The organism is Actinomycetospora sp., assembly GCF_055612215.1.
In genome coordinates, this window is sequence record NZ_JBVPVA010000522.1 from 1 (window position 1) to 11,520 (window position 11,520).

At 74.3% G+C, this 11,520-nt stretch carries 12 protein-coding genes; 7 read left to right on the forward strand and 5 right to left on the reverse strand.

Annotated features, from left to right (window positions below; genetic code table 11):
* Window positions 1-518: carboxyl transferase domain-containing protein (locus tag AC0CYZ_RS14585; protein ID WP_472216532.1), on the reverse strand; the 518-nt coding region annotated here is incomplete at its 3' end.
* Between the two features lie 108 nt (window positions 519-626).
* Between AC0CYZ_RS14585 and AC0CYZ_RS14590 the strand changes: the two genes are divergently transcribed.
* Window positions 627-1,238, forward strand: a complete 612-nt coding sequence (locus tag AC0CYZ_RS14590; protein ID WP_472216514.1) for a TetR/AcrR family transcriptional regulator — start codon at window positions 627-629, stop codon at window positions 1,236-1,238.
* Between the two features lie 10 nt (window positions 1,239-1,248).
* On the opposite strand, the gene AC0CYZ_RS14595 is transcribed toward AC0CYZ_RS14590, so the two are convergent.
* Window positions 1,249-1,536: a hypothetical protein gene (locus tag AC0CYZ_RS14595; RefSeq protein ID WP_472216516.1), complete on the reverse strand. Its 288-nt coding sequence runs from the start codon at window positions 1,534-1,536 to the stop codon at window positions 1,249-1,251.
* 229 nt (window positions 1,537-1,765) lie between these two features.
* Here AC0CYZ_RS14595 and AC0CYZ_RS14600 point away from each other — a divergent pair, with 229 nt between their 5' ends.
* Together AC0CYZ_RS14600 and AC0CYZ_RS14605 are read left to right on the forward strand one after the other, a co-directional pair.
* A complete protein-coding gene (locus AC0CYZ_RS14600; RefSeq protein ID WP_472216518.1) occupies window positions 1,766-2,878 on the forward strand; it encodes an epoxide hydrolase family protein in 1,113 nt (370 codons plus the stop codon).
* A gap of 106 nt (window positions 2,879-2,984) precedes the next feature.
* Window positions 2,985-3,317 carry a hypothetical protein gene (locus AC0CYZ_RS14605; protein ID WP_472216520.1) on the forward strand — a complete coding sequence of 111 codons (333 nt, stop codon included), beginning with the start codon at window positions 2,985-2,987 and terminating at the stop codon, window positions 3,315-3,317.
* Here the strand turns inward: AC0CYZ_RS14605 and AC0CYZ_RS14610 are convergent.
* Both AC0CYZ_RS14610 and AC0CYZ_RS14615 read right to left on the reverse strand, forming a co-directional pair.
* Window positions 3,306-4,880 carry an acyl--CoA ligase family protein gene (locus tag AC0CYZ_RS14610; RefSeq protein WP_472216534.1) on the reverse strand — a complete coding sequence of 525 codons (1,575 nt, stop codon included), beginning with the start codon at window positions 4,878-4,880 and terminating at the stop codon, window positions 3,306-3,308. The two genes, AC0CYZ_RS14605 and AC0CYZ_RS14610, sit on opposite strands and share 12 nt — an antisense overlap.
* Before the next feature lie 94 nt (window positions 4,881-4,974).
* Window positions 4,975-5,793 carry an Fpg/Nei family DNA glycosylase gene (locus tag AC0CYZ_RS14615; RefSeq protein WP_472216522.1) on the reverse strand — a complete coding sequence of 273 codons (819 nt, stop codon included), beginning with the start codon at window positions 5,791-5,793 and terminating at the stop codon, window positions 4,975-4,977.
* A 144-nt stretch (window positions 5,794-5,937) separates the two neighbouring features.
* Between AC0CYZ_RS14615 and AC0CYZ_RS14620 the strand changes: the two genes are divergently transcribed.
* Complete coding sequence (locus AC0CYZ_RS14620; RefSeq protein ID WP_472216536.1) at window positions 5,938-6,369, forward strand: nucleoside deaminase; 432 nt, start codon at window positions 5,938-5,940, stop codon at window positions 6,367-6,369.
* Window positions 6,370-6,413: 44 nt separating this feature from the next.
* Window positions 6,414-7,820, forward strand: a complete 1,407-nt coding sequence (locus AC0CYZ_RS14625; RefSeq protein ID WP_472216524.1) for a purine-cytosine permease family protein — start codon at window positions 6,414-6,416, stop codon at window positions 7,818-7,820.
* On the opposite strand, the gene AC0CYZ_RS14630 is transcribed toward AC0CYZ_RS14625, so the two are convergent.
* Window positions 7,792-8,493 carry a TetR/AcrR family transcriptional regulator gene (locus AC0CYZ_RS14630; RefSeq protein WP_472216526.1) on the reverse strand — a complete coding sequence of 234 codons (702 nt, stop codon included), beginning with the start codon at window positions 8,491-8,493 and terminating at the stop codon, window positions 7,792-7,794. The two genes, AC0CYZ_RS14625 and AC0CYZ_RS14630, sit on opposite strands and share 29 nt — an antisense overlap.
* A gap of 76 nt (window positions 8,494-8,569) precedes the next feature.
* On the opposite strand from AC0CYZ_RS14630, the gene AC0CYZ_RS14635 reads away from it, so the two are divergent.
* Complete coding sequence (locus AC0CYZ_RS14635; RefSeq protein WP_472216528.1) at window positions 8,570-10,111, forward strand: acyl-CoA synthetase; 1,542 nt, start codon at window positions 8,570-8,572, stop codon at window positions 10,109-10,111.
* A complete protein-coding gene (locus AC0CYZ_RS14640) occupies window positions 10,108-11,283 on the forward strand; it encodes an acyl-CoA dehydrogenase family protein (RefSeq protein ID WP_472216530.1) in 1,176 nt (391 codons plus the stop codon). The genes AC0CYZ_RS14635 and AC0CYZ_RS14640 overlap by 4 nt, the downstream gene beginning before the upstream one ends.
* Window positions 11,284-11,520: the final 237 nt, after the last annotated feature.

The window sequence follows — 11,520 nt, forward strand, 5'->3', positions numbered from 1 at the left end:
CCGGCCGCCGACATCGTCGCCTGGTTGTAGAAGATCCGTCCGAAGTGTTCGCGGTCGGGGAACACCTGGTCCTGCTGCGGCAGGAACGCCCCGCCCGAGTCCACCAGGTAGACGCAGGGCAGGCGGTTCTGCAGCGCCACCTCCTGCGCACGCAGGTGCTTCTTCACCGTCATCGGGTAGTAGGTGCCGCCCTTGACGGTGGCGTCGTTCGCGACGACGACGCAGATCCGGCCGGCGATGCGCCCGACGCCGGTGATGATCCCGGCGCCCGGGGCGGCGTCGTCGTACATCCCGTACGCGGCCAGCGGCGAGAGCTCCAGGAACGGCGAGGACGGGTCGAGCAGCGCGTCCACCCGGTCGCGCGGGAGGAGCTTGCCGCGCTCCACGTGCCGCGTCCGGGAGCGCTCGGGGCCGCCGAGGCGGACCGTCGCGAGGCGCGAGCGCAGGTCGTCCACCAGCTCGCGGTGCGCGGCGGCGTTGCCGCCGCCGGGCTCGGCCTGCGGGGTGCCGGCCGGCACCTCCGTGTCCGCCAGGGTCACCGCGGACCTCCCGTCGACGTGAACGCTGATTAACACCCCACGTTAGTCGCCGTTCACACGGCACCGCAAGAGCCGTAGGGTGCGGGCGTGGAGCAGTCGAGCGTGCCGACCATCGACAGCTGGTCGGGGCCGGGTCCGGCACCGACGCGGCGTCGGAACCAGATCCTGGTGGAAGCGGCGCGGCTCTTCGCCCGCCACGGCTTCCACGGGACGTCGATCGACGGGATCGGGGCGGCCGCCGGCGTGAGCGGGCCCGCCATCTACCGGCACTTCCCCTCCAAGGAGGGCCTGCTCACCGAGATGCTGGTGGGCATCAGCGAGTACCTGCTCGAGGGGGGCCGCCGGCTCGCGGCCCGGCACCCCGCGCCGGCCGACCGGCTCGCGGCGCTCGTCGCCTTCCACGTGGACTTCGCCCTCGAGCGCCCGGAACTCATCTCCGTGCAGGACCGCGACCTCACGAACCTCCCCGACGACGCGCGCCGCCGGGTCCGTGCGCTGCAGCGCGCCTACGTCGAGGTCTGGGAGGACGCGATCGCCCGGGCGGGCACGCCGCGCACCCCGGAGGAGGTCCGGGTGGCCGCGCACGCCGCGTTCGGGCTGATGAACTCGACACCGCGCAGCGCGGTGCACGCCCCGCCCGAGACCGCGGCGAGGGTGCTGACGTCGATGGTGGTCGCGGCCCTCGAGCGGGCGGACTGAGCCGAGGGGGTCAGCGCCCCCGGCCGACGTCGTCGCGGGCGTGCTGCTGGCGGCGCCGCATCTCCTCGAGCTGGGAGCGCACCGAGATCCGGCGCTGCAGGAGTTCGCGGACGTAGTCGTCGCGACCGGCCTCCTGCGCCTCGTGGATCTGGCGGTTCAGCCGTCGCTCGAAGTTCTCGAGCACGGTGACCTGACCGGAGAGGCGCCGCAGCGTCGCGTCGGCCTGTTCCCGACGGACCCGCTCGGCCTCGTCCCGGGAACCGATCACCTGCTCGGGCGCGCTGTTCGGCCTCGTCATGGCGCACCGTCCTTCCGTTCTCGCCGACCTCCAACTGTGCCTGGGACCACAGCGCAGGAAAAGCCCCTCGCCGGACGATTCACGCGCGTGATCGACGCCGACGCAGCCCTCGCATGGCCGACGAAGCTGGTGCGGATCGTTCGGTCCTCGCCCGGTTCCGTCCCACGGTCGTCGATCTCGCCGGAGAGGCGGTCCGAAACCGGCCGCCTCGCTCGCGACGCTCGACGCCATGAGCGAGCTCCGACCCTTCTCCGTCGACGTCCCGACCGCGGCCGTGGACGACCTGCGACGCCGCCTCGACGCGGTCCGGACCCCCGATCAGCCGTCGGGGGCCGGCTGGGAGTACGGGGTCACCGTCGACCACCTGGGCGCGCTCGTCCGGTGCTGGCGCGACGACTTCGACTGGTACGCGGTGCAGGACGCGCTCAACGCCTGGCCGCAGGTGCTCACGACGATCGCCGGCCAGCCCGTCCACGCGGTGCACGCCCGGTCGCCGCACCCCGACGCGACCCCGCTGCTACTCCTGCACGGCTGGCCGTCGACCGTCGCGGACTTCCTCGGGATCCTCCCCGCGCTGACCGAACGGTTCCACGTCGTCGCGCCGTCGCTGCCCGGGTTCGGGTTCTCGGGTCCGACCCTCGAGACCGGCTGGGACCTCGACCGGCACGCCGACACCCTGCTGGAGCTGATGACCCGGTGCGGCCACGAGCGGTTCGTGGTCCAGGGCGGCGACTGGGGCGCGCTGATCGGGCCCCACGTGGCGCGACGGGCGCCGGGGCGGGTGGCGCTGGTCCACGCGAACGCGCTGGTCACGGCGGTCGACTGGACCTCCGGGGACCCGAAGGCGGGCCTGTCGGCGGAGGACGCCGCGCAGGTGTACGCGCTCGGGGCGCACTGGCGGGAGCGCCAGGGGTACGCGGCGATCCAGAGCACCCGGCCGCAGACGCTGGCGCACGCGCTGCAGGACTCGCCGGCGGGTCTGCTCGCCTGGGACCTCGAGTGGTTCGTCGACTACGACCCCGCGGCCACCGTGCAGACGCCGATCGACCCGCTCGCGATCCTCACCGACGTCACCATCACCTGGCTCACCGGCACCGCGGGCTCCTCGGCCCGGACGTACAAGGAGGCCGCGCAGGCGTTCGGGGGCGCACTGCCGTCCTCCGGCGTCCGGACGGCCGTGGCCTGCTTCCCCGGCGACCACACGGTCCGCGGCCTGGCCGAGCGGGCACACCACGTCGTCCGGTGGAGCAGGTACGACCGCGGCGGGCACTTCGCGGCGCTGCAGGCCCCGGACCTGCTGGTCGCCGACCTCGTCGAGGCCTGCGAGGCGCACCTGACCTGACGGCTCGACCGGCCGCCGGGTGACCTCATGGCGTGACCGATGTGTGACCTGAGCGTGACGAGGCAACCCTCTCGGCAGTCGACCGCAGCCTCAGGGGGATGAGGACATGGGACGCCACCACCGACCCGACGACACCGACCCGGCGCACCGCGCACGGTTCGTCATGACGATGCACCCGACGCCGGCCGCACCACCGGCCCCCGTCGTGGAGCCGCTCGGCCCGCCCGCCCAGCTCGGGTGGCGCGGCCGCCGCACCGTCCGCCGAGAGCAGGCCGAGGCGCAGGCCCTCGCGGCGCGGATCGCCCGGGCCCAGCGCCGGCTGCGGCAGGTGTCCGCACCACCGGACGCGCTGCCCTCCATCCCGGCACCACGCCCGGCCGCCGACGCCGCCCCGCCGTGGCGCTCGGAACTGCCCTCGCCCCGCGAGTCAGCCGGCTGAGCGCTCCTGATCCCGCAGGACGTTCTTCTGGATCTTCCCGGTGGACGTCTTCGGGAGCTCGCCGAACACCACTCGCTTCGGCGCCTTGTAGCGGGCGAGGTGGGTCCGGACGTGCTCGACCAGCGCGTCCGGCTCCACCTCCTCCCGCACGCTGACGTAGGCGACCGGGATCTCGCCCCAGCGCTCGTCGGGGGCCCCGACGACCGCCGACTCGATCACCGCCGGGTGGCTGTCCAGCACCCGCTCGACCTCGACCGACGCGATGTTCTCGCCGCCGGAGATGATCACGTCCTTGCTCCGGTCGCGGATCTCGACGTAGCCGTCGGGGTGGATCACCCCGAGGTCGCCGGTCCGGAACCAGCCGGCGGCGTCGACCTCCGCCGTCGCCGCGGCGTCGCGGTAGTAGCCGAGCATCACGTCGTTGCCGCGCAGCACGAGCTCGCCCATCGACTCGCCGTCGTGCGGGACGTCCTGGCCGGTGGTCTCGTCGATGACGCGCAGCCGGGTGGCGACGACGTTGCCGACGCCCTGCCGGGCCTGCAGCCCGGCCCGCTCGTCGTCGGAGAGCTCGTCCCACTCCGGGAGCCAGTCGTTGACGACGGCGGGCCCGTAGGTCTCGGTGAGCCCGTAGAGGTGCGTGACGTCCATGCCGAGCGCGCGCATCCGCGAGAGCAGGGTCGGGGAGGGCGGGGCGCCGCCGGTCGCGACGGTGACCCGCCGCTCGGGCGCCGGCCCGTCCGCCGCCGACGAGCCCGCGATCATCGTGAGGACGGTGGGGGCGGCGCAGAAGTGGGTCACGCCCTCGCTGCGGACCAGCCGCCAGATCTCGTCGGCGTCGATCGCCCGCAGGCACACGTGCGTGCCACCGGCAGCGGTGACCGCCCAGGGGAAGCACCAGCCGTCGCAGTGGAACATCGGCAGGGTCCACAGGTAGCGGGAGTCCGGGGCCAGCCGCACGTGGTAGGCCATCGCGAGGGCCTGCAGGTATGCCCCGCGGTGGTGGTACATCACGCCCTTGGGGCGCCCCGTGGTCCCGCTGGTGTAGTTGATCGCGAGCAGGCCCCGCTCGTCGACCACCGGCACCACGCTCGGGGCCGCTGACGCGAGCCGGGTCTCGTACTCGTCGCCCTCCACCAGGAGCGTCGTCCCGAGGCGCTCGGCGACGGTCCCCGCCAGCTCGGCCAGCTCCGACGTCGCGAGCAGCACCCGCGCGCCCGAGTGCTCGACGATGTGGACGAGCTCGTCGGCCGAGAGCCGGGTGTTCAGCGGTACCAGGACCGCGCCGGCGTAGGGCACCCCGTGGTGGGCCTCGAGCATGACGTGGCTGTTGGTGGCCAGGACCGCGACGCGGTCGCCGGGCCGGACGCCCAGCGCGCCGAGGACGCCGGCGAGCCGGCGGGAGCGCTCGGCGAACTCCCGGTAGGTGAAGCGACGCTCCGTTCCCGGTTCCCCCGCGCCACCCGAGCCGGGGTCGACGATCGCGGTCCGTTCGGCGAAGGCGTGCTCCGACCGGTCGAGGAACGCGGTCGGGGTGAGCTCGGTGAAGGTGAACGCCGCGGGCATCGGGGTGTTCACCATGATCGGGCCGGTGGTCACGTGGTCCTCCCGCGGGGGCGACGGTGCTCGGGCCACGAGAGCGTAGGCCGCGCTGCCCCGATCATGCCTGCTCGGCGGAGCACCACCACGTCGTGCGGCCGCCGACGGTGCCGCGCTCCATCGGCGCGCCGCAGCGGGGGCAGGCCTCGTCGCGCTGCCGGTGCGGGATGACCTCGCCGGTGTGCACCCCGCCGCGCTCGATGGCGCGCCGGGTGGCGCGGCGGAGCACGCGGCGCAGCTCGTCGAGCTCGGCCTCCGAGAACTCCCCGGCCGGCCGGTGCGGGTCGACCTTCGCCTGCCAGAGGGTCTCGTCGGCGAGCAGGTTCCCGACGCCGGACAGCACGGCCTGGTCAAGCAGCCGCGCCTTGATCGGGCTGGTGCCCCGGCCGACCCGCGCCCGGAAGTCGTCGCGGCCGATCTCCGCGGCGTCCGGGCCGAGGGCGTCGAGGTCGGGCTCGAGGCGGACCCGCCCGAGCCGGCGCTTGTCGAAGAGCCGCAGCGACCCGCCGTCGTCGAAGCTGATCGTGACGCGGTCCCACTCCGGCTTCTGGGCCGACTCGTTGGCCTTGCGCGGGAGCCCGCCGGCGAGGTCGCCCTCGCGCGAGCCCCGCGGGCCGGTGACGCGGATGCGCCCGCCCATGCCCAGGTGCACCCCGAGGTGGGGGCCCTCCTCGCCGTCGGCGGAGACGGTGTCGCACCACATCGTCTTGCCCCGTCGGTGTGCGGCGGTGAGCTGCCCGCCGACGAGCGCCTTCGCGATCTCGCCGGGCTTGTGGGGTCGGCAGACGTACTCGTCGGAGTCGTCGACGTCGGTGATCGTCCGGCCCACCGCCTTCTCGAGGACCTGGCGCGCGTTCTCGACCTCGGGCAGCTCGGGCACCTCAGCGTGTTCCCCGGCCGGGACCACCTCACGCCGGCGGGGGCGAGCCGGGTCACGTCGGAGGGCGGGGTGTTTAACCGCGCCGTCACCTCCGGGAACATCGCAGGGGTGACAGTGTCGCCCGTGGTCCCGGGTCCGCACGAGATGCTCGCCGTCGCGCTGGAGCAGGCGCGCACGGGGGCGGCGGAGGGCGGTGTCCCGGTCGGCGCGGCCCTCTTCGCCGCCGACGGCACCCTGCTCGGCGCCGGGCACAACCGCCGCGTCCAGGACGGCGACCCGGCCACCCACGGCGAGACCGCCGCGTTCCGCGCGGCGGGCCGGCGCCCGGACTACGCCGGCACGACGATGGTCACCACGCTCTCGCCCTGCTTCTTCTGTGCCGGGCTGATCCGGCAGTTCCGCATCCCGCGCCTCCTCGTCGGGGAGGCCGGGACGTTCGGCGGTCAGCACGCGTGGCTCGCCGGGCACGGCGTCGACGTGACCGTTCTCGACGATCCCGAGTGCGCCGAGCTGATGGGCCGGTTCGCGCAGGAGCACCCCGACACCTGGCTCGAGGACATCGGCGGGCCGGAGTGAGCACGATCCCCCCAGAGCACGAGTCCCCCGGAACGGAGCCCCGAGTGTCCCTCGTCGACGAGCCCTCCGACGTCGTCCTGCGCGACGGCGTCTACGGCGACCGCGTGGTCGCCGTCGAACCCGGGGGCGCCGAGTTCATCCCGCTCGCCGAGCGACACGGCCGGCCCCGTCAGCTGTTCTGGACGTGGTGCTCACCGAACCTCGAGTTCGCGACCATCTTCGTCGGGGTGCTCGCGGTCAGCGCCTTCAGCCTCGGCTTCTGGGGCGCGGTCCTCGGGGTCGTCGTGGGCACGGCCCTCGGGTCGGTCACCCACGGCCTGCTCTCCGCGCGGGGTCCGGCGGCCGGCGTGCCCATGATGGTGCTCTCGCGGCTCGGCTTCGGGTTCGTCGGCAACGCGCTGCCCGCCGGGATCAACGCGATCGTCGGCGGCATCGGCTGGTTCGCGGTCAACAGCGTGTCCGGCGCGCTCGCCCTGTCGACGCTCACCGGGATGCCCGCCTGGCTGGGCCTCCTGATCGTCGCGGTCGTGCAGATCGGGGTCGCGCTGCTCGGCCACAACCTCATCCACGGCTTCGAGAAGGTCGTGCTCCCGGTGCTCGCGGTGGTCTTCGCGATCACCTCGGTCGTGATCCTCGTCCAGGTCGACCCGTCGTACGTGCCCACCGACGGGCAGCCCGCCGGCTCCGTCGCGGGCTTCCTGCTCACCGTCGGGGCGACCTTCGGCTACGCGGTCGGCTGGAACCCGTACGCCACCGACTACACGCGCTACCTGCCGCCGGACGCCAGCCCGAAGGCCGTCGGCTGGGCGGCCGGGCTGGGCGTCTTCGTGCCCTGCGTGATCCTCGAGAGCGTCGGCGCCGCGTCGGCCACCCTGGCCACCGACCCGAACGCCTCGCCGACCGCGGCGTTCACCGAGCACCTGCCCGGCTGGCTCGCGGCCCTGACGCTGCTGTGCATCGCCGTGGGGGCCGTCGCCGCCAACGCGATCAACATCTACTCGGGCTCGATGTCCTTCGTGGCGCTGGGCATCCGGCTCCCGCTGACGCTGCGGCGCGCGCTGACCGTCGGGGTGTTCGGCGTGCTCGGGTTCCTCGTGGCGCTGACCGGCCTCGCGGACGCCGGCGAGGCGTACGAGGGCTTCCTGCTGATCATCGCCTACTGGATCGCGCCGTGGCTCGCCGTCGTGTTCGTGGACTGGTACCTGCGCCGCGGGCAGGAGTACGCCGCCACGGAGCGCCTGCTGTTCGACACCTCGTACCGCAACGTCGCCGGACCGGTCGCGATGCTCGCGGGCATCGTCGTGTCGATCGTGCTGTTCTCCAACCAGACCCTGTTCACCGGCTTCGTCGCGCAGGCGGTCCCGCAGATCGGGGACATCGGCTTCGAGGTCGGCTTCGTCGTCGCGGCGGCGGTCTACTGGCTCATGCGGGCCTCGGCGCCGACGCGCTGAGCTCCGGGGCGGGCGCGGCGGCCAGGACCTCGTCGACCGCGCCCGCCACCACACCGCCGGGGTCCGCGGCCGCCCGCGCCGCGGACTCCTCGACGCCCAGCCCGCGCAGCAGCGTCCGGGCGAACTCGGCGGCGACGTCCTCCGGCGGGAGCCGGCCGTCCGGGTCGAACCACGTCCACATCCAGTGCAGCGACCCGAACATCTGCAGGCTCCGCAGCCGGGCGTCGCCGGGCACGAAACTGCCGTCGGCCTCGCCGTCGCGCAGGACCCCGACGACGAGGTCCCGGTAGGAGTCGCGCAGCGCCCGCGCCGACTCCATGCCGGGCTGGTCCACCAGGCGCACCACCTCGCGCTGGAAGGCGACCGTGGTGTGCGGCTCGTCGGTCGAGTACCGCAGGCCGGCGTGGACGAACGCCGCCACGCGCTCGGCCGGGGTCGGTAGCCGGTCGAGGAGCTCGTGGGCCTCGGCGAGCCGGCGCCGCATGTAGGTCTCCTGGACCTCGGCGAGCATCCGGTCCTTGGTCCCGAAGTGGTGGACGATCGTCCCCTTGCTCATCCCCAGCTCGGCGGCGACGTCGCCGAAGTTCGCCCGGTCGTACCCGCGCTGCGCGACGTGGCGCGTGAAGGTCTCGAGGATCTCCCGACGACGGCCGCCGCGCGCGTACCCCGCCATCACGGACTCCCTTGCCGACTGACCGCACGTACGGGCAGAGTAGCCCAGGTCACCCTGGCGGGCGAGGAGGCGGCTCATGGACGAGGGCATCGGGGTCTGGGTCGCCCGGCGCGCCGCGCGCTCCCCCGACGCCGTGGCCCTCGTCGACGGCCCGACCGGGGCGCGCACCTCCTACGCCGAGCTCGACGACCGCGTCGGGGCCCGGGCCGGACGGCTCGCCGGCCTCGGCGTCGGCCACGGCGACCGGGTGGCGCTGCTCGGCGAGAACTCGCCCGCGTACCTGGAGTGGCTCTTCGCCACCGCGCGGCTCGGCGCGATCGCGGTGCCGGTGAACACGCGGCTCGCGCCCCCGGAGGTCGCCTACGTGCTCGACGACTCCGGCGCGCGGGTGCTGGTCGCCTCGACGGCGTGCGCGCCGCTCGCCGACGCCGGGTGTCGCGAGGCCGCCGCCGATCCCGTTCCGGTGGCGCTCGGCGAGGAACCGGTCGGCCCGGTGCGACGCGAGCCGGACCAGGCGGCCGGACGCGGGGGCGAGCCCTGCGTCGTCATGTACACCTCGGGCACCACGGGGCAGCCCAAGGGCGCGGTGCTCACCCACGACAACATGCTGTGGAACGCGGTGAACATGCTCTCCGCCGGGCCCGGCATCGCCTCGACCGACGTCACGATCGCCGCCGCGCCGCTGTTCCACATCGGGGCGCTCGGCCTCTCGGCGCTGCCCCTGCTGTACGCGGGCGGGAGGGTCGTCGTCGTGCCGTCGTTCGATCCGGTCGGCTTCCTCGACCTCATGGCCGCCGAGCGCGTGACCACCCAGTTCCTCGTGCCCGCGATGTGGGCGGCGCTGACCCGGGTGCCCGACCTCGCCGATCGCGCCTTCCCCGCGCTGCGCTGGGCGATCTCGGGCGGGGCGCCGTGCCCGCTCACGGTCATCGAGCGCTTCCTCGCCCTGGGCTGGACGTTCACCGAGGGGTTCGGGATGACCGAGCTCTCGCCGGCGGCGCTCTTCCTCGACACCGCCGACGTCGTGACCCACGCCGGGTCGGTCGGGCGGCCGTTCATGCACGTCGACGCGCGGCTCGTGGACGAGGCGGGGGACGACGTCGGCGTCGGGGAGGTCGGCGAGCTGGTGCTGCGGGGCCCGACGGTGTTCGCCGGCTACTGGAACCGGCCGGCCGAGACCGCCGAGGCGATGCTCGATCCAGGACAGCACGCCGATCGGTGGTTCCGGTCCGGCGACCTCGGCGTCCGCGACGCGCAGGGCTTCGTCACCCTCGTCGACCGCAGGAAGGACATGATCATCACCGGTGGGGAGAACGTGTACCCGGTCGAGGTCGAGCAGGTGCTGCACCGGCATCCGGGGGTCGGCGACGTCGCCGTCGTCGGGGTCGGGGACCCGCAGTGGGGCGAGTCGGTGGTGGCGGTGGTCGTCCCGGCCGACCCGGCCGCGCCGCCCGCCGCCGACGAGGTGATCGCCTTCGCGCGGGAGCGGATCGCGCACTTCAAGGCGCCGCGGCGGGTCGAGTTCGTCGCCGAGCTGCCGCGCAACGCCACCGGCAAGCTGCTCAAGCGGGTGCTGCGGGAGCGGTTCGCCGGCTCGGCCGCGGCGGTGTCCCGGTGACCGCGGTCGGGGCCGCCGCGCCCGTCAGCGCGCACGACGCCTGGGAGACCCCCGAGCGCCGCGCGCTGCGCGCGATGGTGCGGCGGTTCACGGAGCGGGAGATCGTGCCGCACCTCGAGGAGTGGGAGGACGCGGGCGAGCTGCCGCGCGCACTGCACCGGCGCGCCGGCGAGCTGGGGCTGCTGGCGCTCGGGTTCCCCGAGGCCGCGGGCGGCGACGGCGACCACCTCGACAGCGCGCTCGTCGCCGAGGAGCTGATCCTCGCGGGCGGGTCGAGCGGGGTGTGCGCCGGCCTGTTCACCCACGGGATCGCCGCGCCGCACATCGCGCTGCACGGGTCGGCCGCGCTCGTCGACCGCATCGTGCGCCCGACGCTGCGCGGCGAGCTCATCGGCTCGCTCGGCATCACCGAGCCCGGCACCGGGTCGGACGTCGCCGCGATCACCACCCGCGCGGTGCGCGACGGCGACGAGTACGTCGTGACCGGCGCCAAGACCTTCATCACCTCCGGGGTCCGCGCCGACTACGTGACCACCGCGGCGCGCACCGGAGGGCCGGGACACCGGGGGCTCTCCCTGCTCGTCGTGGAGACCGACCGGCCCGGGGTGGGCCGCACCCGGCTGCGCAAGATGGGCTGGCACTGCTCGGACACCGCGACGATCACCTACGACGAGGTCCGGGTGCCGGCGACGAACCTCGTCGGCACCGAGGGCAGCGGGTTCCACCAGATCATGGAGCGGTTCGCCACGGAACGGCTCTCGCTCGCCGTCCAGGCGTACGCGACCGCACAGCGCTGCGTCGACCTGACGATCGCGTGGGCGCGGCAGCGGGAGACGTTCGGCGCGCCACTGGCCTCCCGCCAGGTCGTCCGGCACCGGATCGCGCAGATGGCGCGGCGGGCCGTGGTGGCGCGGACGTACGTGCGTGACGTGCTGGCCCGGTACGAGGCCGGCGACCCGTCCGGCGACCTCGTCGCGGAGCTCGCGATGGCGAAGAACACCGCGGTCGAGGCCTGCGACTGGGTCGTCGACCAGGCCGTCCAGCTGCACGGCGGCGCGGGGTACCTGCACGGTGTCGAGGTGGAGCGGCACTACCGCGACGCCCGCATCCTCGGGATCGGCGGAGGGACGAACGAGATCATGGACGAGGTCGTCGCATCGAGGCTCATGTGAACGGATGTGGTCGCGGGGACGACGAAAAGCATTCACATGCGCCTGCGCTGACGAGCCGCCTCGACCCGTCATCGGCGACCTTCGCCGCCGATCGCGACGCGATGCTCGCCGCCCTGGCCGAGGTGGACGCCGTCGTCGACACCGTGCTCGCCGCGGGCGGCGCGAAATACGTCGACCGCCACCACGAGCGCGGCCGGCTCACCGCCCGCGAGCGCGTCGACCTGCTGCTCGACGAGG